Here is a 24,863-nt window from a genome sequence, read left to right as displayed (position 1 = left end):
ACAAAGTTAAGAAGCAAAATAGCTAAACAACACAATCGACACATTTATCGACATTTTTACGCTTTTTCTTGTTTAAAAGATGCGCAAAAAGGTTTATAACTAAATAGCGCTACTACTAAAAATATTGTATTGAAATAACGTCACAAAGGATGTGAATATGAAAATTTCAGACAGACAATTACAACAAGTCTGTAAAGCACTGTTTGTTGTGTTTATCAGTTATTTTATATTTTTGATCATGACAGACAACTCTGTCAGTAAAATTACCCTTGTCTCTGGCCTGGCCCTGGCACTGCTTTTACTCGCTCAGGTGTATCACCTATCACCCAAGTTCAAATCATTAAGTGAAATTGGCCAACTGATTAATCGCAGCGATCACCATTTGCTTATCAAGTCACATCTTCTCAGTAATGAGAGTGAGATAGACATTATTCGTATTTCTCAAATTAGCATCCAAGACAACTACTTGGGTATCATTCTCGACGGTAACGGGCAAGGCTTTGATTTTCATCCTGAAGGAACTAAAGAAGACATTAAAAAGCATCTGTATGAATTATTAACCGAGCATGAAGCCAAGCACATCAAACTCAACGCGGTGTAGTACCAACATTGGCTAGTATAAGAGCGCCTCTGCGTTTTAAGCGCACTATTTTGTTTGGCGATTGTGATCCAGCAGGGATTGTTTACACGCCGAGATTTACCGACTATGCGTTAGAGGCTACTCACCAAGCACTAAACAATGTGTTTGGTGAACCTGCCATACGCGCCATGCATGCATTGAACATTCTTACACCTGTGCGCGCTACCAACATAGAGTATCTTTCGCCTATAACCTGGGATGATGAAATAGAACTATTAGTTTGCGTTAACCATGTAGGTTCGCGCTCTTATACGTTTTCAGTCGCAGCCACAAAATCAGACAAGACAGTTTTTGACGCAACAATTACCTTTGTTTGCGTCTGTGCCAAACAAAAACAAACCATACCCATTCCTCAACAGGTACGTGATAAGTTAAATTTGCTTACGATTAAGGGCAGTTAGCTTTGATTAAAACCAGCTATAGTGAGGCTACTTTTTAAGCATTTTCCATAATATTTGATAGGACATCATATGCGCTCACTGCCTCTAATCATCGGCTTACTTGTTTTGACTCACTTTACAGTACTTGCCAACGACTCGAGCAACAGCCAGCAAGCAATAGAACGCGCTGTACTCGACTACATAGAATCTCAACAACATGTTAAACCCCAGCTTATGGCAAGGGGTCTAGATGACAAGTTAGCCAAGCGCACCTACTGGCTAGATAAAGAAGGCAATGAGTTCATTATGGAAACGAGCCGCGACTTCATGGTGGAACTTGCCGGCAACTACAACGTTAAAGGTGACAAGTTTCCAAAAGAGCCTCGTATTGAAATACAAATATTAGATATTGATCAACGAGTTGCGTCTGTGAAGTTAACAGTGGATGATTGGATAGATTACATGCATTTGTATCAGAATCAGTCAGGGCAATGGAAAATCATCAATGTCTTATGGCAGTATCACGACACCAAATTACAACAAAGTAAATAGCGCAGCCGTCTAGCCCTTTAAACACAGGCCTTATAACTTTTCTCCCTGTAAAACGTTAAAAATATGTAAACGTTTGTTACATAAACCCTTGATCATTGTAACAATTCATGTAGTCTGACCAGTAAATACCAATGATTTGCTACGGATAGCCTCGCTTAGGATGGTTTCTAAGTTTGTATAAGCAGGTTAATAAATGAATCGTTTTTTGGTTTCGCTGGCAGCAATACTGTTTTCGAGTTCTTCTGCCGCCAAGCTCATTGAAATAGACTACGCAGTAGATTTAGAACAAGGGGTTGTGTACGACTGTATCGACGCCTCTCGCTCGTCAACCGGCCAGTCACAAAAGTGCTGGACCAACTTATGGGAAAATGCAACTTTCCCTGGTGTTACTATCTCTGGTGGTAGCACATTGAGACTCGACATATCCTTCCTTCCTGGGCAGAAATTTCGCTGGTGGGATGATGGTGCGACGTTTAACTCTGGTACAGACGAAGCATTTCAAATTGGCTTAACCTCGTCTGTTGAAGACTTTACAGTAAAAGCACTTGATTACCGTTTCTCATTTAATGGCGTTACCGGCAATGATTTGTCTCCAGGTTCGTGGGCTGTGAGCCCATACTTTAACCGTAGCTCTGGCGCTATCGTTCGCAGTGAAATGTCAGGTGCCATGAACCTAACAGATAGTTACTTTGACTTTACTGGCCTTACCGTGGAAATTGATTTGGTTGATGTTGCAACAAAGATCACCCAGCAAGATACTGCGTTCATCGACGGAATCTATATGTTCTTCTTTTCAGGTGAGTTTGAGTCATTTATACCGCCGCCAATGCCGCCAATAGCGCGCAATCTAATGCTTCCAGCACCAGCTATCAGCGTTTCAGAAGCGCCGGCTTATTTGCTAACGCCATTGGCATTACTAGTGCTCGCAGGTCGACGACGACATCAGAAATAATCCAACATATAAAAAAAGCCCAGTATCTGCTGGGCTTTTTTATGTCCGTCAAAGCAGGTGCGTTCAAAAAACAATACACCCAGTTTTAGAGCATAAAACAATTTTGAAAACACTTTATTGACACAAATCAACAAACCGTTCACAATTTTCAGTAATTTCTGAAAATTCAAAAACAGGTGAACTATGAAAGTCTCTCCGATGACACAATCACTGATCCTTCACTTCGGCGAAATGGGTTCAAAATGGGGGCTAAACAGAACGCTCGGTCAAATGTATGCGTTAATTGTATTAACTGAAGCGCCTCTTAATGCCGACCAAATTATTGAAGCACTACAGATTTCCCGTTCTAATGTGTCGATGGGCTTAAAAGAGCTTAAGTCGTGGAACCTGATCAAACTGCAGCATATCCCTGGCGATCGCAAAGAGTACTTCACCGCACCAAGTGATGTATGGGAAATTGCACGCACCTTAGTAGTGGAGCGCCGAAAACGAGAGCTCGACCCTACCCTTTCAATGATGCGAGACGTGCTTTTACAAGAGCCAAGTAGCGACAACGAACGCTATGTTCAGCAGCGCGTGCAAGAAATGCATGATTTGATGGAGATGGTGACCTTGTGGTCAAACGAACTGCAAAACATGTCATCAGAAAAACTTTCCGCCTTGCTCAAACTTGGCGAAGGGATCAGCAAAATTTTAGATGTTAAAGACAAATTGCTGACCAGCAAATAACACGAGGAACTTATTCTTTTTACCACCGCACCTAAGGAGGTGCCTTATGCTCGCTTTTGCGGAATTAGCTAGCGAAACCAGCTTTATGCTGTCACGCATTCAATTCGCGACTAATATCAGTTTTCACATACTGTTCCCAACAATAAACATTGCGCTTTGTTGGTTCTTGGTATTTTTTAAGTTTAAGTACAATCGCACCGGCGATGAGAGCTGGTTGCGCGTTTACCGCTTCTGGACACGTATTTTTGCGCTTACTTTTGCCCTTGGCGTAGTCAGCGGTATCACCATGTCGTTCCAGTTTGGCACTAACTGGCCTGGCTACATGGAAACCGTTGGTAATATCGCTGGGCCTCTTCTTGGCTATGAAGTCATGACCGCGTTCTTTTTAGAAGCATCTTTCTTATCCATCATGCTATTTGGTATGAACAAAGTATCAAATCGCGTGCATACCATTGCTACGTTACTCGTGGCGTTTGGCACAACCTTATCAGCGTTTTGGATTCTCGCTTTAGACTCTTGGATGCAAACCCCGGCAGGTTTTGAAATGCGTGACGGCGTTGCTTATGTCACTAGCTGGTATGAGGTTATTTTCAACCCATCAATGCCTTATCGTTTAGGCCATAAACTGCTTGCCTCAGGCTTAACGGCCGCTTTCTTGATTGCTGGTATTTCTGCATATCGTTTGCTTAAAGGGGATGAAAAGCGCTCCGTTAAACAAGCACTTAAGGTGTCGACATTAGTGGCTGCAGTATTAATTCCAGTACAAATTTTTGTTGGCGACTTGCACGGTTTAAATACCTTTAAACATCAGCCAGCAAAAGTTGCTGCAATGGAGGGTGTGTGGGATACATCGACGAACGTGCCACTGCTGCTCTTTGCCTTACCCGATGAAGAAAACCGAACTAATCACTTTGAAATTAAAGTGCCGAATTTGGCGAGTCTCATTTTGACACATGACACCGACGGTGAAATTCGTGGCCTAAATGAATTTAAAAACGAGCACCCGCCCGTCGCTCCAGTGTTTTTCAGCTTCCGCATTATGATCGGCGTTGGCTTGATGATGTTATTTATTGCCTTTGTAGGGTGTTTCTATTTCATGCGAAAACAACAATACCCAAGCTGGCTGCTTAAGGGCTTTGTTGGTATGACATTTTCCGGTTGGGTAGCCACGCTTGCGGGGTGGTACGTCACAGAGATTGGCCGTCAGCCTTACCTTGTAACCGGGGTACTTCGCACTCACGATGCAGCAACGACATTGCCCGCTGACAACATTGCAATGTCGCTCACCATGTATGTTGTGCTTTATTTATTCTTGCTTGCGGCGTACATCCGAACTTTATTTGTCATGGCAAATCGTGCCGTGAAACTTGAAGCGCAAGACCTATCAATCACTGACATGCAGAACGATTCATTTGATGCTGAGCCTATCAAAGGAGGTGCATAATGACGGATATTCAATGGCTACCTATTATCTTCATTGGCTTAATGGGGCTCTCATTTTTGGTCTATGCCATTCTCGATGGCTACGACTTGGGCGTTGGTGTTTTATTGCCGCAGGACAATCAAGCGCAGCGAGACAAGATGATTTACTCCATTGGCCCTTTTTGGGACGCCAATGAAACCTGGCTAGTGCTCGCTGTGGGTATTTTGCTGATTGCATTTCCGGTTGCCCACAGCATTATTCTGCAGGCTCTGTATATGCCAACGGCTATTATGCTAGCAGGCTTAATTCTCCGCGGGGTATCTTTCGATTTTCGCACTAAAGCACCCAGTAAAGATAAAGCGCGATGGGACTTAGCATTTAAAATAGGGTCACTCATTGCGACGTTAAGCCAAGGCTATATGCTTGGCCGCTATGTAACAGGATTTGAAGATTCACTGTTAGCGACCGGATTTTCAATATTATCCGCCGTATGCGTAACCGCTGGGTATTGTTTTATTGGTGCTTGTTGGTTGGTCATGAAAACGGAAGGTGAACTACAAAAACGAGCTGCTAGATGGGCAATGGTAACCAATGTACTGATGGCAATAGGCATTCTAGCAGTAAGTATTGCTAACCTTACCATAGATCAAAACATTGCTGATAAATGGTTAAGTTTCCCACAAGTGATTATGTTAATTCCACTTTCTGTATTACTGACTTTTGTATTCGCTACGGTACATATCTATTTAAAAAAGGTGCCAATGGAAGACGATGCTGGTTGTTGGTATCCCTTTATGGCGGCCATCATTGTATTCATTATCTGCTTTGCAGGTCTCGCGTATAGCTTCTTCCCATACGTTGTACCCGAGCAACTCACCATATTTGAAGCTGCCAGTGCTCCAGAAACATTGCAAATCATTCTATGGGGAGCGGCGATAGTCTTGCCAATGATAGTGGGTTATACCATTTTTGCGTATCGCGTATTCTGGGGTAAAACGTCTCAGCTGACGTATTAACCATTAGACCCTTAGAGCACAGTAAATCGCAGCACTTTAATGTGCTGCGATTTCTTTATTAGATTAGGGCTTCATTTTTCCACTAATACACTAATTTTTATTGTATTTTAGTCTTATTTACCGATACTCTTTGGTCTTTCAAAATGTACAGGGACGAGACATTGGACTCTAAAATCACCCGAATAGGCAGTGAAAAGCCTATCCCTTCCCATTCAAACGGCACTACTGAAGCCACTGATAATAACGACTTAACCTTAACAACCGAACTAACATTTGACTTGCTTAAGCAATTTTCTTGGTTCGGTTCAGCTTGTATAGGCGCTGTCGCTTTGTTAGTGCAGTTAAATGCAATTGCGTTAAACGGTTTTATTTTTGCCGCCCTGGGTTGTTTTGGCTTAGCAGTACTTATCGCCTTTATGGGAAAAAACACAATAATAGAGGCCCTGTTACAAGGCAAAACGATAAAAGACATTAAGCTTACTGTCACACTTCACCGAGTGCTTTCTATGTTTCTGATAGGTCTTGGCGCCGGCATGTTAGGTGGCGAAATATATTTTAGTCTGTAAAGGATTTAAAAAAATGAAAAGAACTATCGCTTTATTTCCCATATTAATGGCACTTTCTAGTTTAGCTTTCAGTGCGAACAGCAAAGCCGGTGTGTACACAGATCAGCTTTCAATGTGTTTAGTCAATTCAACATCAGTGGAAGACAGAAACCAACTGGTTCGCTGGATGTTTGCAGCCGCGTCTAACCACCCTGCTGTGTCCAGTATTGCTAACGTAACACCAGAAGCACTTGACCAAGCCAATCAAAAAATGGGCGAACTCATGATGCGCTTACTTACGGTGTCCTGTAAAAAAGAAGCCAGTGAAGCACTAAAATACGAAGGCGCTCAAACCATGGAAGCGAGTTTTGAAGTACTCGGTAATGTTGCTGGTAGAGAGATGTTCTCGAGCCCTCTCGTTGCAGAAAGCTTAGCAGGTCTTGATAAGTACATTGACAGTGAAGCCATTCAGGCACTTGTCGAATAGCCAACGCTATAACGCTAATTAGCCAGTCGTTAATTTCAGGAAATCTAAATTGGACGTTAATTTACAAGACATCACGAAAGATAACTGGCTCGACATGATCGACTTGGACATTACCAAGGAGCAGGAGGCGTTTGTTGCGCTTCCTGCTGAAGCCATAGCCGCGTCAAAATTTTACGACTATTACGTTAATCGTGGTATCTATCTGGGTAATAATCCCATCGGCTTTATTCAATATTACCCCAATTTTGATGATGGCAAACCAAACGAAATATTTATCGACCAATTAATTATAGATAAAAGTATCCAAGGTCAGGGCTATGGCACCAAGGCTGTCGCGCTTGTCATCGATGAGATAAAGCAATTAAAGGGCTTTAATGCAATTTCAATTTGTTATGTTGAAGGCCATGACGTGATGAAGGCCTTCTTTGAACGCTTTAACTTTAAAGTGGTGGAGCAAGATGAGTTTGATGAAACCATTATGGAATTGCATTACAACTAAGCGCGTAATAGCACTCAATATAAAAACGCCTAATGTAAATAACGTTAGGCGTTTTTGTTTTCAAGAACAGGTAATATCTGCCGGAAATTAGAGAAGATGAGGTTGCCGATTAAGAATCGACATCAACGTCGCCTTTAATGTCTGAAAATGACAAGCCACCAGAGCCCGATTCAATAATTTTTAACGCGCCAGCTCGGTTAACATCAATACTTCCAGAACCATCATCAATCGTCACCTGACCAGTAACGTCCATAACGGTTAAGCTGCCAGAACCGTCATCAATGTCTAAATCACCAGAAATGTTTGATACGCGTAAGCCGCCTGAGCCATCTTTTAAGTCAACATCGCCTTGAACACTCTTGACCACAAGCTCCCCTGAACCGTCATCAATTCTGACGTTCCCCTTCACGTTTTCGATTTTTGCAGAGCCTGAGCCATCTTCCAAACGCAGACCATTATTGATGTTGGATATTTTGATTTCGCCTGAGCCATCATCAATATCCAACTTAAGATTTGCTGGCATGGTAATGGTCAAATCAATTTTTGGCGACGAGCCATTCCAATAGCCCATATGAGAATGGTGCTTCGCTACTAAAGTTGCCGTGCTACCTGAGCGAGTCAGCACCAGCGTGTAATCCTTAGCATCCGTAGTACGAATATCGGCTTTCACTTGAATTCCTGATGCTGTTTCATCGCCCTTAATGATGAGTGAACCAGCGCCTGCTTCAATATCAAAGCGTTCAAGAGCATTCGCTTCAAGCGATAATTCTTCTTCCAAGCTGACATCTGCACTTTGTGCATTCACATGAATTACACAACCATTTAGAGCCAAAGTAAGCGCCGATAACGAGAGTAGTTTTGCCATTTTCATTGTCATTATTCCGTGTTTTTCTTGTCGAGTTATTCAGTAATAAACAAATATAAGGCCAACCTTTAAATAATTGATTAGCATAATATTTATTTGCAACTCATTTTTCCTAGTAGTGAACTTTACCAATATTTAGTCGCAGACTTAATTGAAATGGTTTAAATGCAAAACCATTTTTTTCAAAAATCTTATCCAAAAAACGAATATGCGCGCTGTGCATATCTTAAATGACATTATTTCATTAACACTTTCGTATGCTTCCCGATATAGTAATAACTGTTGAATTAATAAACAGCTGAAATACGAGGTAATATCATGGAATTGAAAAAATCGTTCATCGCTATCGCATTAATGAGCGCGTTTGTTTCTGGTGTGCATGCTGGTCAGCCAGGTTCAAACAAGGAAACTATTACGGTAACGGAAGAAAACTTCACGCACGCAGAAACAGCACGTAACTTCCGCAATTGGTCAAAGCTCGGCGCCAACAAGCAATTTGCAAAAATGAAAGGTTTGCCACCGCGAGGTAAAAAGGCACCTACTGTGCAAATGAACGATGATACCTTGTATGGTATTGCCATTGTCAAAGCAGTTGATGGCAAAGTTACCTTTAATATCCCTAAAACAAACAATTACATGGCAGTTCAGGTGGTTACTGAGCGCGGTCATGGTCAACACTATGTTGTAGAAGACGGCAACTATAACTTACCGATAGAGTCTGACTATGCCATGTTTATTTACCGTTCTGGTACAGAAAAAGGTATTGAAAACGCTAAAGCGGAATTGGACAAAGTCGATGTTACCCAACTTAATTTTGCTGTTGACTATGAAGTTCAACCTTACAACTACGATGAAGTAGAAAAGTGGGTGAAAAAGTATACCCAAGAAGTAAACAGCATGACCAAGTTCACGTATACCTTCCCTCGCACATCTGACAAAGTCACTGACTTACACCAGTGGAATTTAGAAAACGCAGCGGGCTGGGGTGGCGCAAGCCCTGAAGCCATGGTAGGTAACAAGTACTCAAACAGTCCTAAAATGAAAGCGAGTGTTTGTTACACCACCACATTTGAAGATCCAGAAAATGCGTTCTTCACATCCATTACCGCTTATGACAAAGATAAGTACTTGATGGAAGGTGTTAATAACATTAATTCGCATCGATGGGACAAGAATAGTGATGGCACTATCACGGTTTCTTTTAACTGTGGCGCTGACGCGAAAAACAATATCGATACCAAAGGAGCTGATTTTACATTCACCACTCGTCATTACGGCGTAAATCAAAAGATTATTGATGCGGTTGAAGATCCTATCATTGCGAACGTGAAAGCAAGTTCTTAGTCACTTCCTTTTATTCTAATAGATAGCTGACACAAAAAAGCCGCGATTGTTCGCGGCTTTTTCATTAAATAAACGGTATCAATTACATACTGTAATTAATGCCTATGTACCCAGCGCGTTCTTGCGTGTTGTAGCCAATTGACGTGTTGTAATCTTCGTCAAAGGCATTAGTAATGCGCGTTTCTAGCTTTAACTGCGGCGTTAATGGGTAACTAGCTGCCAAATTCACTAAGTGATAACTGTCGAGTTCAAGATCACCGGTCGCGAAGCTGGTATCGTCACGTTCACCGTTAAATTGGTACTCAATATATAAACCTAGGTCACCAATTTTAGTGTCAAACTGATAAACAAACTTTTCTTTCGCGCGGCGAATAAGTTGTTCACCTGTTGCCTTGTCTTCCGTGTCAGTGTAACTCGCATTGATTTGGTGTGTGCCGCCAAGCCCAATGTAATAAGCGGTCAGTTCAGCACCTTTAATTTCCACTTCATTAACGTTCTCTGGTTTGTAGAAGAAGTTTTCGTCTGGCATCCAAGCAATTAAGTCTTCAACATCAGTTTGGAAAACGCTAAAACCAAAGTCAACACCTGCCGCTGAGGTTTCAAGCACTAACTCAACCGTTTCTGACGTTTCAGACGTCAAGTCTGGATTACCTGATGAATAAGGACTTGCAGGGTAATATAAGTCGTTGAAGGTTGGCGCTTTAAAGCCAGTACCGACGTTTAACGCAATACGCGTATCTTCAGACAGCTGATAGCCAGCACCAGCGTTGTAGCTAGTTTCAGAATCGATAGACTCAACATCATCATAACGAATAGCTGCTTCAAATGTGACAGCGTTTAAGTTGTAAAGTGTGTGTGCAAAAATCGCTTTTACATCGCGCTCATCATTTGCATAAACCGTTGTCGATGACAGCTCTTCTTTATACAAATCAGCACCTAAACTCACTTGAAAATGTGGGAATACTTGGCTGTGATTTAGCAATGAGAACTGATCACGGCGCGTTTCAAAACGCGTTGGGAAATCTGTTCCACCGTCTTTGCTAAAGTCGCGGTTTTGACCCATAGAAACACTGGTAGTATTAGCAACATGACCAATTTGCGCTTTGTATTGACCTCGCACTAACCATGCATGATGGGTAACGTCACGTTCATCATTACCGCCGAAGGCGTTGTCATATTCAGTGTCACCATCGTCAGCGTTCAGCATCCAGTCTAGGTTAAACTGTCCTGTGACCTTTTGCTGACCACGAATAGCGATTGAGGTGTAGTCATAGCCATCGTCGTCATTATCAGCACCTTCGAGTACGTCAAAGCCATCACTCTTTTCTTTATTGATAACAACACTTGTTGCGCCGTCACCGTGACTAAAACCCAAGCCCGCTTTTAGCTGTTGGTAATTGTCAGTGCCATAGGTTGCGCCAGCAACAAACTCACCACCTTCTAACTTGCGCGTCAGAATATTAATCACACCACCAATGGCGTCTGAGCCCCAAATAGCAGCGCGAGGGCCTTTAACAATTTCAATACGCTCAATCATTTCAGGCGCAATGGTTTGCAAACTTGTCGCACCTAAACTTGCCGAACTGACACGAATGCCATCAACCAATACCAAGGTTTGATTAGAGTTAGCGCCTCGAATAAAGATAGATGCATTTTGACCACGACCACCTTGTACTGTGACGTCAAAACCAGCGACAGTGCCTAATACGTCAAGTACGCTTTTAGGTTGAATAAGCTCAATATCAGCACGGGTAATGACCACTTGCTGCGCCAATGCCGTTTCAATACTTAACGGTGAGCGAGTAGCCGTTACGGTTATAATTTCCTCTTCTGCAGCATGAGCAACGGGGCCAGTTGCGAGCGAAGCGCCGACAGCCAATGCGAGAAGTGAAAGTTGAGATGACTTTTTGTTTAATAGACTTTGTTTCATAGTTCCTTAGCGTGATGCCCACCGCATCTGCTCTCTTATTAGGTGTTATTTATAAGCACGCTAGGTAATCGGACTGTTGCAGTATCAATTGCAATTCACCGTTGCGGGGGCAGTGCTGAACTTTCATCAGCTTCCCCTAACCTGCTCTGTTAATCCCTGCCTTATGATGCAGGTGTACTACAGTCAATTACGCTGACAAGGCGTGTGTCAGAAACTATCTAAATTGATCGATTTGCTGACACATATCAGCTAAGCCCACTAACATGTTGGGGCTGAACCTATGCATTACATCGCCATTGACGTGAATAATGCGTTTTTCTTTTACCGCAGGAATATCCTGCCACTTTTGCCAACCAGGATCTGGCTGAGGGTGGGCAGATGCTGCGTCTGGAATAATAATAATGTCGGGTTTTGCGACCATGACATTTTCAATACTGACTTGCGGTGTTTTAGTTGGGCTAGTAGCAAATGCATTGGTAGCATTGCAGCTTGTCACTAACTGGTTTATCCAACTTTCACCACTGACTGTCATTAGCGGCTCCGACCAAAGCTGATAAAAGACATTAAATGATTGTTTCTGTTGGTATTGTGACGTTATACCGCCCAAGGTTTCTAAAAACGAATCTGCCAGCGCATGACCTTGTTTTGTATTGCCCGTGAGCTCGCCTAACATCCGCAACTCTTTGGCAACATCTTCTAGCGTTTGGGGTTCACTAAGTACAACCTTAAGCCCCAAACTGCGCATATGCGCTAAATCTTGCGCTTGATTGCCGCCTTGCCAAAACAACACCACGTCCGGCTTTAGCGCCAACAACTTTTCGATTTGAATACCTTGATGATTACCGATACGCGGGAGCTGCTTAGCCGCTTCAGGGTGATTTGCATACTCTACGGTCGCGACAATATTATCTCCTGCCCCCACCGCATAAAGCATTTCTACAATATGTGGCGCTAATGCAACAATGCGCTCGGCAGGCTTTTCAGCCGCCTGTATTGACAGCGACAATAAACCGCCAAAAACCGCGACAAAAACAAAGCCCAAACCAATAATCATGCTACGCATTAGTAATCAAACCCAACTTGCGCTTTCACACCGGCATCAAAAGCGTGTTTGATGTTTTTAACTTCACTAACGGTATCAGCAAGGTCGGTGAGTTTGCGATGTGCAGCGCGACCTGTAGCAATAACAAATTGATGTGCAGGGCGATTGGCCAAACACTCTATCACCTCATCAACGTTTAAATAGTCATAGCTCAGCATATAGGTAATTTCGTCTAGCAGAACAATGTCGATGCTTTCGTCGGCCAGAAACTTTTTAGCTTGTTGCCATGTTTCCTCTGCCGCTTTGATATCTGCCTCTCGGTTTTGTGTTTCCCAGGTAAAACCTGTCGCCATTACCGCAAAAGGGACATCAAACTTCTCAAGCAAATTGCGCTCACCACAATCCCAACTGCCTTTAATAAATTGCACTACTGCGGCTTTTTTACCGTGACCAACAGCTCTTGCTACCGTACCAAAGCCCGCGGTGGTTTTGCCTTTGCCGTTACCCGTTATCACTTGTAGAACGCCTCTTTCATCCTGCGCGGCTTCTACACGCGCATCAACGGTTTCTTTCAAGCGTTGTTGGCGTTTTTTGTGGTTGTTCTCTTTATCCACTGACACGTTTGGACTCCCGTAAAATCGAATAAATTTGGTTCATATCAAGGTGCTTTTCACAGATCTTTGCCAGTCGTGAAAGCTGCACTTCTCGGTGCTCATCAACGTCAATGGCTTCGACGGCCAGTGACGGGTTAACCCAGTGTAAAATGGTGTTGGCTGCTTCTGGTGTATCAAACAAACCATGTAAATAGGTACCGATGATTTGGCCGTCTTCAGAAACGAAACCATCATGCCGCTGAACACCTAATTCAGTTTCCACTGTGGCAAAAGGCGTGCTGAGCGCAGGCCCATTACTTTCACCGCAATGTATTTCATAACCCTGAATTTCAACATCAAGCACGGAATGAAGCAGTCTTTCATCAACCACTTTTGCGCTCACTTGTGCCAAGACTTTTTCAAGCTGCAATTCTGTATCAAAGTCAGCCAGACCAAGACCTTTCGCTAGCTGACTTGACGATTCAACACCATGCATATCGTAAATATGATTGCCCAACATTTGAAAGCCGCCGCAAATCCCTAACAACTTGCCACCGTAGCGCAAGTGCTGGTTGACTTGCCCAGCCCAGCCCTGTTCCTTTAGAAAGGCTAAATCACCGAGTACATTTTTAGAGCCTGGAATGATGATCAAATCTGACGGTGGGATATCTTGCTCTACTCTGACATAACGCAAGTTGACGTGTGGATTCAGCCGCAAGCTATCAAAATCAGTATGATTGGAGATATGAGGAAGTAACAATACACTGATATTGATCTCTGCCTGCTCAACTACATTTGCTGTAGCGAGCGCATCTTCGGCATCTAAAGCAAGGTCATGTAAGTAAGGCAATACGCCTAGCACAGGTTTTCCCGTTCGGTCTTCTAACCAATCTAAACCGGATTGAAGCAAGCTGATATCACCACGAAAGCGGTTAATGACAAACCCTTTCACTCTTGCTTGTTCAGATTCTGATAACAATGCCAACGTACCCACCAAATGGGCAAAAACGCCGCCTTTATCAATATCGGCAATGATGATCACTGGGCAGTCAACTGCCTCAGCAAACCCCATGTTGGCGATATCATTGTCACGCAAATTAATTTCTGCTGGGCTTCCTGCCCCCTCTACCAACAAGTAGTCAAAGCGTTCACTTAACCGTGAGTAGGAAGTAAGCACAGCATCTAAAGCAACTTTCTTGTAATCATGATAACTGGCCGCTTCCATATTACTGACCGCCTTACCATGAACAATAACTTGTGCGCCCGTATCTGTATTAGGTTTTAGCAGAATAGGGTTAAAGTCAGTATGAGATGGCACTCTGGCAGCGACAGCTTGTAGCGCCTGCGCCCTACCTATCTCTCCACCATCTTCAGTGACGGCACTATTGAGCGCCATATTTTGCGGTTTAAAAGGAGCAACTTTGTGTTTTGCATTAGCGAGTACGCGGCACAAACCTGCGACAAGTGTGCTTTTACCCGCATCCGATGTGGTGCCCTGAACCATCAACGCTTTCATGGTTATACCCTTACTTGGCGCCTGCGCCAATACATCAAAGATAAGAAAAATAAGCTCCCCAGTAGGCCAGTAATGACACCAATGGGAAGTTCTTGATTTGTCAGTAAACTGCGCGCAAGTACATCTACCCACAACATGAATATACCGCCAAGCAAGGCAACTAAAATGGGGTTAACTGCACTCGCCTGTGATACAAGAAAACGGACGATATGGGGGATCATCAAGCCAACAAAACCAATACCGCCACAAACGGATACTAGGCTAGCAGTCAGCAAAGAGCTCAATGCTAACATCATAAAACGGAACTTACGTACATTGACGCCCAGCGTTATCGCACTCTCGTCACCCAACAGCAGTGCCGTTAGTTGACGGCGCCAAATAACCACAACTGACAACACAATCACTAAAAAGAATGCTGGCATAAGTAGGCTATGCCACTGCGCTCGTGCAAAGCTGCCCATGGTCCAAAAAATTACCGCGCTGATGGCTTGTGGATCGCTATAGTAAAGGCTGACACTGGTCATTGCGCTAAACAAGAACGAAAGCGCTACGCCCGCAAGTAACATCGACTCAACCTGCCGAGCTAACGCAGAGCCCGACACAATCAACAGTAGTGACATGGCCACCAAACTGCCGACAAAAGCTGCAATGGATAGGGAAATATTTGCACCATAGAAATAGCTGGTGCCAGACAAACTGACGGTAAGTACCACACCAAGTGCGGCGCCAGAGGAAATGCCAAACAGATACGGGTCAGCTAACGGGTTGCGTGTCACTGTCTGCAACATGAGTCCAGCTAGCGATAAACCAGCTCCTGCAAACAAGGCTAGCAACATGCGAGGCATTCGCAGATCCCAAATAATTTGCTGATCAAAACTATCGGTATTGCTTCCTATTAAGGCACCCAACACCTGGTTAAACGACAATTCAACCGCACCGATAGATAGCGAGCTAATTGCTGACAGAGGCAATGCAAGCAGCAAAACAGCTAAGACAACAGCAGGTTGCCTAAACATCACCATCTCCTTTTTCCAGGTCATTTAGGTTATCAGCATCAAAGTTGTAGCCATAAAAATACGTGATATGGGGAGCACCGTGCTGAGGATGACGATTCACCTGAGTGCAAACACCAAATACTTCTGCGAGCTGCTCTGAAGTAATGACATTTTGTGGTGTACCATCGGCAACTAAAAACCCATTGTTAAGTAATAACAAGCGATCACACATCGCACTGGCAAGATTAAGGTCGTGAAACGAAGCTAACACCGTGATGCCGAGCGACTTCGCCAATTCAATAATCTGGATTTGATACTTGGCATCTAAATGACTTGTTGGCTCATCCATAATGAGTAGTTTGGGCTGTTGCACAATTGCCCTCGCGATAAGCGTGCGCTGTTTTTCTCCCCCTGATAGGTGCTCGAAACATTCCGTCGCTTTGTCAGTCAGGCCAACTTGCGCTAGTGCATCGCTAATCAGTTGCTTGTCACTGTCATTCGTACGATGCCAAACCGATGTTTGCGTTAGTAACCCCAGAGAAACAACATCAGTCACCGTTAAATTGAAATCACTTGGCGACTCTTGCAGCACCACAGCAACTTGCTTTGCGTAAGCCTGCTGTGAATATTGCCAAATATCTTTGCCAGCAAACAAAACATGTCCACGAGATGGCTTGATGTAGCGATACAAGCAGCGCAATAAACTCGACTTGCCAGCGCCATTAGGCCCTATCAAGCCAATAAATTCACCCTCATGAATATCAAGCGAAATAGAATCCAGAATCGTTTTTTGGTCAATCAGCCACCACAAGTTACTTACTGAAAGTAAGGGGCTTAGTTGTTGATGCTGACCTACTGCTTGTTCCAATTTTATTACCGCCCTACCTACAGCGAGACAGTCAGCAGTTACACATAGCAGAGCCAATTAGCTGCAATCAAATTTGCACTAATGTGGGGACAATGCTCGAGTAACCCGCTCGACTTGTTAAATTCGTGTGATAATGACCGGTATCCTGACTTACAGCATCTCGGCGTGCGCCTTCCCAGATATTACTATCCAGTGGCTAAGCATAGTTGCTTGAACACGTTGCTCTGTTAACAGTTGCGGGTACAGTTGAGGTATTTCACCCCATTCCCAAGCCATCACCTTGTGACGGCAAATTATCGGGAATGGTGAGAAAAAAGCAAGTGAAACTGGCTATAAGTTATGCGAGCTAGGTTTACGATTACCGCATAGTCGACGAGTAAGTACACCGATAAGGGTAACTGATAACCAGGCGAAGCTACCACCACCTGAGCCACTGCTTGAAGGTTCTACCGGCGCAGGATCAGGTGTTGTTGGCGTACCTCCGCCATCGGTTGTTTGATACAAATCACTGCCATCATCAATAATGCGCATCGATTTATCGATACCACCAAAGTCAGTGCTGTCATCGCCGGTTGTATTCTCATACCGTTGCCAATGCCCTCCCTGCCAATCGACTACCGTTGCAGGATTGGTATCGAGCGCTTGACCAACCATATCAACCGTATTAACAACCAAACTAAGTAACGTTGTATTAGCGGCATCATAGTCATCAGGTAAGGTGAATGTCACTTGGTAGGTATCTGTTTTATAACGACTAAAACCATCAAGCAGCCATTGCCCTTCACTCGTGTCTAGTGGCGTTTCCGACAGCTCGCCACTAACACTTCGCTGCCATGCTAGTGAAATATTTTGCGCATCAGATAACACATTAAAGTCTGCAACAACGCCGTCTTCTATATGGCGCATAGGCTTGTTGAACACTAATTTTAATTGATATTCAGTGCCTGCTTCGATGCCGTTGTTGACCGAGGTTTGAAGAGTTCGCTGTTCATTCGAATCCATTTCCCATTGCTGAGATATCGCAAGACCATCTCCGTTGCTGATTTCTATGCGTTTCAGAAAGGGAATTTCGGTAATCATGTACAACCCTGATAACGCAGCATTTTTGGTTTCTTCACGCATACGTGACACTTCAGAGTTAGGCAAGATAAAACCGTCATGTGACACGCCATTACCGCCATAATCAGCAGCAGAGTTTGCCGGTTCGATTTCTAACGTATATGAGGGGATTTGGTAAGTGTTCGCAAAATATTCATCTGTCGCGCCAATCCCCCCACCAGCGGCTGATGGTCCATAGCGATAAGTAAAGTTATTCACGGCACGCATTGCAGTTGCAACCCGCTGAGTCAACGCGTTTCGACGACCATTGTTTGTACCTGGCGCAAAGTACACTTGCGTGAAGGAGTGGGTATCAATATAAAAACGCAGCCTATCCTCACCCGCTACCACTGCGCCTTGCTGCAACGCTTGGGTTTCAGGTTCAGATGCTGCTGAACTTCCATGATGGACAATAGAGCGAACATCATCCGAGCTCCGGTCTGGCGCGCTTGTTGACCAATATGGATTGTTATTGCGATTAAGGTCGATACCTTGCAAATTGTCACCCGTAGTCGCAAGCGTCTCATCAACATCACGCATATTTTTGCGGCGCATTCGGCCATCTCGTGGTTGTGCCTCTGAATTCACGACTGTCGTTGGGAAGCGCTGTGTTTGCAGGAAACCATCAACATTCAGTACAGGAATAAGTACCAAATTAAGGTTTTCTAACAAGTATTGGCCAACATGGAGATCATCTTTGATTTCAAACATCGACTCCATAATGCCAGTGAGTGACTCAGGTGACTGCCATTCCCGTGCGTGAATCCCGCCGTTAATCAGCGCACTTGCTTCAACTTGACCGGATGTCGTGAGGTTATCACCATCTGAAAGTTGATATGCCCAAATGGGTCGCCCATTAAAGGTCGTGCCTACTTGCACAGGGGTAAATAGTTCCGATTGTGCAGCCAATTGCTGGTGTTGCATGTGTAAGCCATTATAGGTACGAAAGCCATCGACTGGTGTCATCGACTCAACGGGCAGTGGCACAGGATAACCAAGCGCGATATTGTCGCCCGTATTATCAGATTCGGTATAGGTAAACTCCTGGCTTATGGCTACCGACGTCACGCAGAGAGAGAACCCAGCTGCACTAATAAACTGTAGAACTTGTTTCATTGTTCAGCCTCCTGCCAACCCGATACGGCAAATTTAGCTGCTGCATTGTTCTTACTCGCCAAGGCATGTATTTTTGATTTGAGCGTATCATTGTTAATAGTGCGCATTGCAGACGCTGCCATAAACGCAGATTTTGGATTTTGTAGTGCCAACAATAGTGTTTTCTGCGCTATGTCGTTGTTCGCGTAACGTTTAGTGAGCGACAACAAAGACATCGACGCCAATTCAGCGACATTCGAGGATTTTGCGAGTAATGTCACGGCATCATCTTCATTGAACAAAGCTGGAATAGATTGCACAAATTGGTAGGAAAACTCATCTTTAGGGTTTACCAATAATTGATTCGCTAGCACGAGATTCTCTTGTTTAGATAGTAATAGCAAGAGTGTTCGGTTAGTCACTTTGCCCACGTAATCTTGCGCTACGAGACTGGATTGAAGCGACGATAAGGACGATGCATTAAGGGAAGAAAGTAGCTGTGATAGAGCCTGTTGACCATACTTATCGTCTTTGTATTCATGCCATTGCCATTGGTTACTCAACAGCTTGTCTTTATAAACATCAGCCAGTTGATTAATCTGCCATTGCTGTTCAACTGCGCTGGCCAACCCGCCAATGTTCACGGTTACCATTACTTGTTCAGGATGATCAGGATTACCGGCGAATAGCTTTAAATCTGATTGTTGTTGTAACTCCACCCACTGTCTTTGCTGGTCACTGGGGGTTAGCCCTGCTAATAACTTTAATACTGCTGCACGTTGGTTGACTTGATCGTCAAATTCAAGCGCTTTTAGCTTCGCCTCTAGTTGCACTGGTGTCTTCGATAGCGCAATCCAATCAATATTGTTTTGCGCTGCAGTGGCTATGGGCGTCAGTGCTAGCGAAGCCAGCACAGAGAAAATATGTCGGTTTTTCATAATGCACCAAATACTCAATGGCCATGTTTAACTCAATCAAAGTTAAACGATATATACGTTTAACTGTACATTATTTTGCCAAACGTTCGATATACCGACATTATTTGTTACATTCTAGCTCGCCTCAGCAAGCTCAGTTCGAGCAATATCACTGTTTTCTCTTAGCGAGGATAGTGCGACAGGATTGTCTAGACATAACCAAACTTTATCGACACTTTCATTAAACTGACCAAGCATCCCGAGGTATTGTTGAGTCGCTGAGAAGCTGATCTCAACATTCGCTACCTCTCCTCTGCCCAAGCAAATCTGTTCTTTATTGTCAGCGCGGACAAATTCCCCCACTTGAATGCTGTCAATTGCATCTAGATCAATCACCATCAGATTCAGAAAACTGTTGTTGATTACCAGTTTATTGTCGATGACATAACATGAAAAATGGCGTGCTATTCGATAGTTAGCCGTGACAAAAAATACCGTATAAAAGCACATACTCGCGACAAAAAGTGCCGCCAATTCACTCCAATCGACAAGTAACCAATAAAACCCGCTACCACTGGCTAAACAAGCAAGTAGCATAAAAGCAAAATGCATTGGTTTGGCAGACCTAAGTACAAGGTTCGCCATGGCTTTAGGGTGGTCTCGGGTAAATTTTGGAATGACATAAAACCATGTTGCAGGCTCGCTTGCGACAGGCATACTCGCCGTTAGCTTTTTGTCATCATTTTTGTATTTTTCATAGGTATGAATTCTAGGGTCACCCTTTAAACGCCTTGCTTGCCATAGCCCTTTGACAATGGTGAATATTAAGTAGCACTCAATAATCAATACAATGGCGATGATCGGGTAGCGCAAATAAGTAATGAACTCAAAATAAGCCGCTACATCCTCAGGAAAAGTATAGCGAGCAACAAGAAAACTAAGGCTTAGCCCTATAAGCATTTTCCATGGTTTTTGCTCCCCCGCTTTGATCACCCATAACCAGTAGAGCACTGGTAGCAAGAAGAAAAAGCTGAACGACGCTGTGATGACAGGCAGCAATTCAAGCCAATCGCCCGCTAAATCAACCTGTTCAGGTAACAAATAATGAGCAAGTAAGTAGCAACTAATTGCTGTTAAGAAATAATGGAGGCGTTTTTTGACTGGTGTACGCATTGTCATCCCTAACTGAATGGTAAGTGACTACACTAGTCCGTGATGAACTGAATTTATTACAGTTTTTATAAAATTTATTGTTTAAATAGTTTGGTGTGACATTTTTTATGGTAGAAAACCCCCACATCAAATGTTTGAAGCGCCGGAATGGAAGACTGAATACTGGCTCGGTTGTTATCCTCTGCCGTTAAACTGTCGACTGCAATGTCAGCAGCGGCCCAATAATCTACCCGCCCTTTTACCATCATCTCCAAGCCTTGTTTAATACTCTCAACGGGCACAACGTCCAAATTCGCTTGGTGATATTTCATAGCTAACGGCCCTTCTTTTTGGGCTCGTAATACCGCAACACTTTTACCACTCAACTCTGACAGCGTTTGCCAAGTAAACGGCGTATCTTGTTTGAGTCGATGAAGCTTAATAGCAACCTTTTTCTCTAACAGAGGAATGAATTCGGCGTCTTGTTCTCTGCCTATTGGCGGGTAAAAAGACAGGCACCAATCGCCGGCATTAATCATTGCTTGTGCCCTGCCAGGCGGGACAAACAAGGGTTTTATGGACACTTGAAAGTGTTGTTTGGCATGTTCTTCAAGCAAAGCATAGGTAAAACCATAATTGGGCGAACTCTCACTCACGAAAGGTGGGTAGTCAATTGCCATGACATATATAGTGTCAGCGCTCGCTGCTGACTCACGCAATAAGCTGGCGGAGACAATAAATATCACCATAGCCTTTTTTATCAAATTAAGCGCGAATTCCAAATTAAAACGCCACCATAATCCTTGAGGAATTGATGTCAGTTTATACACAAGACGATGAAAAATGAATCAACACAGGAAATCTGATGGGCTGAACACATCAAATACTGGATATTTAAACAGTTAATAGCTAGACTGCTGAACAGTAATAAGAAACGTGTTCCCTATGAAGCTCTATATTGCCGAAAAGCCCAGCCTTGCGCGTGCTATTGTTGATGTTCTACCTAAGCCACACAAGAAACTGCAGGGATATTTTCAATGTGGCGACGGTAGCATGGTTACATGGTGTGTCGGGCATATCCTAGAGCAGGTAGATCCCGAAGCCTATGACGAGCGCTTCAAGAAGTGGCAGCTAGAACACCTACCGATTATCCCAGAACAATGGCAACTTAAGCCTAAATTTAAGACAAAAGGCCAACTTGCCGCTATCCGAAAACTCGTCAAGCAAGCCGATACCATCATTCACGCAGGCGACCCCGACAGAGAGGGGCAACTGCTAGTTGATGAAGTACTCGACTACCTAAAGCTTTCAAAAACCAAAAGAGAATGTGTTCAACGGCTACTAATTGGCGATCTCAATGCCAATGCAGTTAAACAAGCACTTAAATCGCTCAAACCCAATAAAGATTTTATGCCGTTGTCAGTGTCTGCTTTGGCACGCAGTCGAGCAGATTGGCTTTATGGCATTAACTTAACACGCGCCTATACCATTCAAGGTGGCAAGGTCGGTTATCAAGGCGTATTGTCAGTCGGTCGTGTGCAAACTCCCGTACTAGGGCTAGTCGTTAATCGTGATAAAGAAATCGCTGAGTTTCAACCAAAGCCGTTTTATCAAGTCGACGCGGAATTAAGCACACAAAACAGCCAACGCTTTACTGCACGTTGGCAGCCCAGCGACGCCTGTCAACCTTACATGGACCAAGACGGACGCGTTGTTGTTAAAAAGCTTGCTGAAAATGTAGTTAGTCGGATTTCAAACCAACCTGCGTTGGTAACTGATGTAAAGCAAACACCAAAGAAAGAGGCACCACCTCTGCCATATAACCTTTCAAGTTTACAAATTGACGCTGCCAAGCAATTTTCAATGAACGCAAAATTAGTGCTGGATGTCTGTCAAAGCTTGTACGAGAAGCATAAGTTAATTACCTACCCTCGTTCCGATTGTCGCTATTTACCCAAGGAACATTGGCAACAAAGTAAAGCGATTTTAAACCATCTAGCAAGGAGTAATTTGCACGTCGCAAACGGTGCTAAAAACGCAGATAGCCAGATAAAAAGCGCTGCATGGAACGATAAAAAAGTCGGTGCGCATCATGCGATTATTCCAACGGAAAAGCCTTGCCAGAACATTGCACTCAATAACTTTGAGAAAAATGTGTATCAATTGATCGCACGTCAATATGTTGCCCAGTTTTATCCCCACCACCAATATAAGGCTGGTAAAGTCACTGTTGAGATTGCCGGTGGAACCTTCGCATCGACAGACAAACAGGTAGACGTTGTTGGCTGGAAAGCACTGTTTAAACGCAATGATAATGACGACAAGCCGACATTACCAATGCTCAAAAAAGGTGACGCATTACATTGTATTGCTGGTCATTTGCTTGAAAAAATGACAGAGCCTCCCAAAGTATTTACTGATGCAACCTTACTGGCGGCGATGACGGGTATTGCACGCTTTGTTCAAGACAAGTCACTCAAATCTATTCTCAAAGAAACAGATGGCTTAGGCACAGAAGCAACACGCGCAAGTATTATCGAGCTGCTGTTTAAACGTGGTTTCTTACAACGAAATGGCAAGGCAATTAATGCAACTGACGCTGGCAAAGGCTTAATTAATGCCTTGCCCCTTGAGTGTTCTTTACCGGATATGACCGCACACTGGGAAGCAGAGCTCAATAACATTGCCGATAAGCAAAGTAGCTACAATCACTTTATGCATCCGCTTGAGCAAACCTTACATCACCTTATTGGGCAAGCATCTCAACAATTACCCGAGTCACTACGTGGCGTAAAGTCTTCGGTAAAGCCAGCATTTAAAAAGCGAAGGCGAAAGAAGAAAGCTGCCTGATATGGTGTTCAAATAAAAAACACCGCCGGAGCGGTGTTTTTAGTTAGGACAGATCAAGTCCCGTTATCTTTGTTTAGACATTCATTCTAAACTGAGCGCCTAAAACACATGAAATGTCTTTAGCACCCGATAACGGAAGTTATCACCTCTATATTTAGTGAAGATATTGTATACAGTCAAGTGCTATTACATGATTTTACATTGAAAAAAATTCATGTACTGAAAAACAAGCAAGTCCGCGTAATCTTCAACTAATCGAGATATTGCCAAATAAAGCACGAGCATACGGGCGTTAAAGCGAACTTTCTCCCGATAAAAGGCAGGCCCAAGCAGACTATCATTTAATTAACAGCGAACGCTTTACAGAGTTTCGTTTTATATATTTATTTCTAATTTCTTTCATTCTAGTGCGTTGGCACTTTACTGGTCATACCAGAATGTTTTATAACTATCTAAAATAGTTTACTTAGGCTTTCACCGTGAATGCTTTAAATTTATCTGCCGAGTTAGCAGCGCATATCGACACTGAAATAACAGACAGTGTGCTTATCATCAAAATGACTCAACCTAATCGATTAAATGGCTGGACAATGCCAATGATGGAAGCATTCAAAAAAGCCCTTTCATTAGCCAATAGCCTAGATGATATCAAGGCGATAGTATTTACCGGTGAAGGTCGTTATTACTCGGCCGGTGTGAACTTAAGCTCTGCTATTCAATTGATGCACCCTAAAAAGCTACATGGATTGATTGTTGAGCATAACCAGAGCTTGTTTGAAGCGTTTCTCAACGTCCGCAAACCTATTCTTGCTGCTATCAACGGTCCAGCCATTGGTGCCAGTGTGACCTCTGCAACATTATGTAATGGTGTTATTGCTGCGAAAGAAGCGACTTTCTCAACCCCATTTGCCGCACTTGGTGTGACACCAGAAGGCTGTTCTAGTATTCATTTTCCTCGTTTAATGGGTGAAGAAAATGCACAGCGAATGCTCGGCAGCGAAGGTTGGAAACCAACTGCTGAAGAAGCATTAGCCATCGGCATAGTTCAGCATGTAGTACCGCAAGAAGAACTTCTCCCCAAAGCGATAGAGATAGCGAAAGGATGGATAAACAGCAACCAAGAAAGGGCGTTTTTGGCGGGTTCCACACTGCCAGAGTTGATCAAAGCTAATATAGAAGAGTCTGAAGCACTCGCTACGGCTTTCTTATCACGTAAATTTTTGATGAACCAAGCCAAGTTCCTTTGGAGTAAAAAGAAGCGTGGTATCGCTGTCATGTTTTTTGTATTAGCAACAACACAGCCAATTTGGGCGCGTATGAAATAGTTTAAATAACGGAAAACAAGCAGCAAGTATTCATTATTTGATAAAGAAAA

The 24,863-nt window shown here is 43.6% G+C and carries 24 protein-coding genes and 1 riboswitch; of the genes, 13 read left to right on the top strand and 11 right to left on the bottom strand.

Going from position 1 to position 24,863, the window contains the following annotated elements:
- Nucleotides 1-157 precede the first annotated feature (157 nt).
- The 10 genes from ACFSJY_RS15275 to ACFSJY_RS15230 all read left to right on the top strand — a co-directional run bounded on the left by ACFSJY_RS15275 (nt 158) and on the right by ACFSJY_RS15230 (nt 7,223).
- Nucleotides 158-601, top strand: coding sequence for a hypothetical protein (locus ACFSJY_RS15275; RefSeq protein ID WP_386036093.1), 444 nt, complete (start codon nt 158-160; stop codon nt 599-601).
- A gap of 8 nt (nt 602-609) precedes the next feature.
- The gene (locus tag ACFSJY_RS15270) at nt 610-1,041 is read left to right on the top strand and encodes an acyl-CoA thioesterase (protein ID WP_386036090.1); all 432 of its coding nucleotides are present in this window, start codon (nt 610-612) and stop codon (nt 1,039-1,041) included.
- Nucleotides 1,042-1,110: 69 nt separating this feature from the next.
- Nucleotides 1,111-1,572, top strand: a complete 462-nt coding sequence (locus ACFSJY_RS15265; protein ID WP_386036087.1) for a nuclear transport factor 2 family protein — start codon at nt 1,111-1,113, stop codon at nt 1,570-1,572.
- Between the two features lie 193 nt (nt 1,573-1,765).
- Nucleotides 1,766-2,524, top strand: a complete 759-nt coding sequence (locus ACFSJY_RS15260) for a hypothetical protein (RefSeq protein ID WP_386036084.1) — start codon at nt 1,766-1,768, stop codon at nt 2,522-2,524.
- 183 nt (nt 2,525-2,707) lie between these two features.
- Nucleotides 2,708-3,253: a GbsR/MarR family transcriptional regulator gene (locus ACFSJY_RS15255; protein WP_386036081.1), complete on the top strand. Its 546-nt coding sequence runs from the start codon at nt 2,708-2,710 to the stop codon at nt 3,251-3,253.
- 46 nt (nt 3,254-3,299) lie between these two features.
- Nucleotides 3,300-4,697, top strand: a complete 1,398-nt coding sequence (locus tag ACFSJY_RS15250; RefSeq protein WP_386036078.1) for a cytochrome ubiquinol oxidase subunit I — start codon at nt 3,300-3,302, stop codon at nt 4,695-4,697.
- Entirely contained in the window at nt 4,697-5,692 is a 996-nt protein-coding gene (cydB, locus tag ACFSJY_RS15245; RefSeq protein WP_386036075.1) for a cytochrome d ubiquinol oxidase subunit II, read from the top strand. Before ACFSJY_RS15250 ends, cydB begins: the two co-directional genes overlap by 1 nt.
- A 161-nt stretch (nt 5,693-5,853) precedes the next feature.
- The gene (locus tag ACFSJY_RS15240; RefSeq protein WP_386036072.1) at nt 5,854-6,258 is read left to right on the top strand and encodes a hypothetical protein; all 405 of its coding nucleotides are present in this window, start codon (nt 5,854-5,856) and stop codon (nt 6,256-6,258) included.
- Between the two features lie 13 nt (nt 6,259-6,271).
- Nucleotides 6,272-6,724 (top strand): hypothetical protein, encoded by a 453-nt coding sequence (locus ACFSJY_RS15235; protein ID WP_386036069.1) that lies wholly within the window; start codon nt 6,272-6,274, stop codon nt 6,722-6,724.
- Nucleotides 6,725-6,773: 49 nt separating this feature from the next.
- Nucleotides 6,774-7,223 (top strand): GNAT family N-acetyltransferase, encoded by a 450-nt coding sequence (locus ACFSJY_RS15230; protein ID WP_386036066.1) that lies wholly within the window; start codon nt 6,774-6,776, stop codon nt 7,221-7,223.
- Between the two features lie 109 nt (nt 7,224-7,332).
- On the opposite strand, the gene ACFSJY_RS15225 is transcribed toward ACFSJY_RS15230, so the two are convergent.
- Nucleotides 7,333-8,088 carry a DUF4097 family beta strand repeat-containing protein gene (locus ACFSJY_RS15225; RefSeq protein ID WP_386036063.1) on the bottom strand — a complete coding sequence of 252 codons (756 nt, stop codon included), beginning with the start codon at nt 8,086-8,088 and terminating at the stop codon, nt 7,333-7,335.
- Nucleotides 8,089-8,406: 318 nt separating this feature from the next.
- On the opposite strand from ACFSJY_RS15225, the gene ACFSJY_RS15220 reads away from it, so the two are divergent.
- Entirely contained in the window at nt 8,407-9,432 is a 1,026-nt protein-coding gene (locus tag ACFSJY_RS15220) for a hypothetical protein (RefSeq protein ID WP_386036060.1), read from the top strand.
- A gap of 82 nt (nt 9,433-9,514) precedes the next feature.
- On the opposite strand, the gene ACFSJY_RS15215 is transcribed toward ACFSJY_RS15220, so the two are convergent.
- The 10 genes from ACFSJY_RS15215 to ACFSJY_RS15170 all read right to left on the bottom strand — a co-directional run bounded on the left by ACFSJY_RS15215 (nt 9,515) and on the right by ACFSJY_RS15170 (nt 21,387).
- Nucleotides 9,515-11,362 (bottom strand): TonB-dependent receptor domain-containing protein, encoded by a 1,848-nt coding sequence (locus tag ACFSJY_RS15215; protein ID WP_386036057.1) that lies wholly within the window; start codon nt 11,360-11,362, stop codon nt 9,515-9,517.
- A gap of 214 nt (nt 11,363-11,576) precedes the next feature.
- Complete coding sequence (locus ACFSJY_RS15210) at nt 11,577-12,425, bottom strand: cobalamin-binding protein (RefSeq protein WP_386036054.1); 849 nt, start codon at nt 12,423-12,425, stop codon at nt 11,577-11,579.
- Complete coding sequence (gene cobO, locus ACFSJY_RS15205) at nt 12,425-13,024, bottom strand: cob(I)yrinic acid a,c-diamide adenosyltransferase (RefSeq protein ID WP_386036051.1); 600 nt, start codon at nt 13,022-13,024, stop codon at nt 12,425-12,427. Before cobO ends, ACFSJY_RS15210 begins: the two co-directional genes overlap by 1 nt.
- Nucleotides 13,011-14,513, bottom strand: coding sequence for a cobyric acid synthase (locus ACFSJY_RS15200; RefSeq protein WP_386036048.1), 1,503 nt, complete (start codon nt 14,511-14,513; stop codon nt 13,011-13,013). The genes cobO and ACFSJY_RS15200 overlap by 14 nt, the downstream gene beginning before the upstream one ends.
- A gap of 2 nt (nt 14,514-14,515) precedes the next feature.
- Nucleotides 14,516-15,535 carry a FecCD family ABC transporter permease gene (locus tag ACFSJY_RS15195; protein WP_386038415.1) on the bottom strand — a complete coding sequence of 340 codons (1,020 nt, stop codon included), beginning with the start codon at nt 15,533-15,535 and terminating at the stop codon, nt 14,516-14,518.
- On the bottom strand, nt 15,522-16,376 hold the full coding sequence (locus tag ACFSJY_RS15190) for an ABC transporter ATP-binding protein (protein ID WP_386036045.1): 855 nt from the start codon (nt 16,374-16,376) through the stop codon (nt 15,522-15,524). Before ACFSJY_RS15190 ends, ACFSJY_RS15195 begins: the two co-directional genes overlap by 14 nt.
- A gap of 118 nt (nt 16,377-16,494) precedes the next feature.
- A riboswitch (cobalamin riboswitch) is annotated at nt 16,495-16,671 on the bottom strand.
- Between the two features lie 35 nt (nt 16,672-16,706).
- Nucleotides 16,707-18,590, bottom strand: a complete 1,884-nt coding sequence (locus ACFSJY_RS15185) for a M14 family metallopeptidase (protein ID WP_386036042.1) — start codon at nt 18,588-18,590, stop codon at nt 16,707-16,709.
- Nucleotides 18,587-19,507 carry a hypothetical protein gene (locus ACFSJY_RS15180; RefSeq protein ID WP_386036039.1) on the bottom strand — a complete coding sequence of 307 codons (921 nt, stop codon included), beginning with the start codon at nt 19,505-19,507 and terminating at the stop codon, nt 18,587-18,589. Before ACFSJY_RS15180 ends, ACFSJY_RS15185 begins: the two co-directional genes overlap by 4 nt.
- A 114-nt stretch (nt 19,508-19,621) precedes the next feature.
- Nucleotides 19,622-20,659 (bottom strand): hypothetical protein, encoded by a 1,038-nt coding sequence (locus ACFSJY_RS15175; protein ID WP_386036036.1) that lies wholly within the window; start codon nt 20,657-20,659, stop codon nt 19,622-19,624.
- A gap of 74 nt (nt 20,660-20,733) precedes the next feature.
- A complete protein-coding gene (locus tag ACFSJY_RS15170) occupies nt 20,734-21,387 on the bottom strand; it encodes a hypothetical protein (protein ID WP_386036033.1) in 654 nt (217 codons plus the stop codon).
- Between the two features lie 196 nt (nt 21,388-21,583).
- Between ACFSJY_RS15170 and ACFSJY_RS15165 the strand changes: the two genes are divergently transcribed.
- The gene (locus tag ACFSJY_RS15165; RefSeq protein WP_386036030.1) at nt 21,584-23,488 is read left to right on the top strand and encodes a DNA topoisomerase III; all 1,905 of its coding nucleotides are present in this window, start codon (nt 21,584-21,586) and stop codon (nt 23,486-23,488) included.
- A gap of 479 nt (nt 23,489-23,967) precedes the next feature.
- Nucleotides 23,968-24,813 (top strand): enoyl-CoA hydratase/isomerase family protein, encoded by an 846-nt coding sequence (locus ACFSJY_RS15160; RefSeq protein ID WP_386036027.1) that lies wholly within the window; start codon nt 23,968-23,970, stop codon nt 24,811-24,813.
- Nucleotides 24,814-24,863: the final 50 nt, after the last annotated feature.

It is taken from the genome of Thalassotalea euphylliae, from assembly GCF_042682785.1.
Classification (GTDB): Bacteria; Pseudomonadota; Gammaproteobacteria; order Enterobacterales; family Alteromonadaceae; genus Thalassotalea_F; species Thalassotalea_F euphylliae.
Note: the sequence above shows the minus strand (reverse complement) of the source record. Positions and strands in the feature narration are given on the sequence as shown.

What these genes read in the sequence shown, in the direction of transcription:
- ACFSJY_RS15215 (WP_386036057.1), bottom strand. Translation starts at nt 11,362, where the DNA reads ATGAAACAAAGTCTATTAAACAAAAAGTCATCTCAACTTTCACTTCTC.
- ACFSJY_RS15165 (WP_386036030.1), top strand. Translation starts at nt 21,584, where the DNA reads ATGAAGCTCTATATTGCCGAAAAGCCCAGCCTTGCGCGTGCTATTGTT.
- ACFSJY_RS15200 (WP_386036048.1), bottom strand. Translation starts at nt 14,513, where the DNA reads ATGAAAGCGTTGATGGTTCAGGGCACCACATCGGATGCGGGTAAAAGC.
- ACFSJY_RS15210 (WP_386036054.1), bottom strand. Translation starts at nt 12,425, where the DNA reads ATGCGTAGCATGATTATTGGTTTGGGCTTTGTTTTTGTCGCGGTTTTT.
- ACFSJY_RS15225 (WP_386036063.1), bottom strand. Translation starts at nt 8,088, where the DNA reads ATGGCAAAACTACTCTCGTTATCGGCGCTTACTTTGGCTCTAAATGGT.
- ACFSJY_RS15235 (WP_386036069.1), top strand. Translation starts at nt 6,272, where the DNA reads ATGAAAAGAACTATCGCTTTATTTCCCATATTAATGGCACTTTCTAGT.
- ACFSJY_RS15260 (WP_386036084.1), top strand. Translation starts at nt 1,766, where the DNA reads ATGAATCGTTTTTTGGTTTCGCTGGCAGCAATACTGTTTTCGAGTTCT.
- cydB (WP_386036075.1), top strand. Translation starts at nt 4,697, where the DNA reads ATGACGGATATTCAATGGCTACCTATTATCTTCATTGGCTTAATGGGG.
- ACFSJY_RS15220 (WP_386036060.1), top strand. Translation starts at nt 8,407, where the DNA reads ATGGAATTGAAAAAATCGTTCATCGCTATCGCATTAATGAGCGCGTTT.
- ACFSJY_RS15265 (WP_386036087.1), top strand. Translation starts at nt 1,111, where the DNA reads ATGCGCTCACTGCCTCTAATCATCGGCTTACTTGTTTTGACTCACTTT.
- ACFSJY_RS15195 (WP_386038415.1), bottom strand. Translation starts at nt 15,535, where the DNA reads ATGGTGATGTTTAGGCAACCTGCTGTTGTCTTAGCTGTTTTGCTGCTT.
- ACFSJY_RS15175 (WP_386036036.1), bottom strand. Translation starts at nt 20,659, where the DNA reads ATGCGTACACCAGTCAAAAAACGCCTCCATTATTTCTTAACAGCAATT.
- ACFSJY_RS15185 (WP_386036042.1), bottom strand. Translation starts at nt 18,590, where the DNA reads ATGAAACAAGTTCTACAGTTTATTAGTGCAGCTGGGTTCTCTCTCTGC.
- ACFSJY_RS15250 (WP_386036078.1), top strand. Translation starts at nt 3,300, where the DNA reads ATGCTCGCTTTTGCGGAATTAGCTAGCGAAACCAGCTTTATGCTGTCA.
- ACFSJY_RS15275 (WP_386036093.1), top strand. Translation starts at nt 158, where the DNA reads ATGAAAATTTCAGACAGACAATTACAACAAGTCTGTAAAGCACTGTTT.
- ACFSJY_RS15180 (WP_386036039.1), bottom strand. Translation starts at nt 19,507, where the DNA reads ATGAAAAACCGACATATTTTCTCTGTGCTGGCTTCGCTAGCACTGACG.
- ACFSJY_RS15255 (WP_386036081.1), top strand. Translation starts at nt 2,708, where the DNA reads ATGAAAGTCTCTCCGATGACACAATCACTGATCCTTCACTTCGGCGAA.
- ACFSJY_RS15170 (WP_386036033.1), bottom strand. Translation starts at nt 21,387, where the DNA reads ATGGTGATATTTATTGTCTCCGCCAGCTTATTGCGTGAGTCAGCAGCG.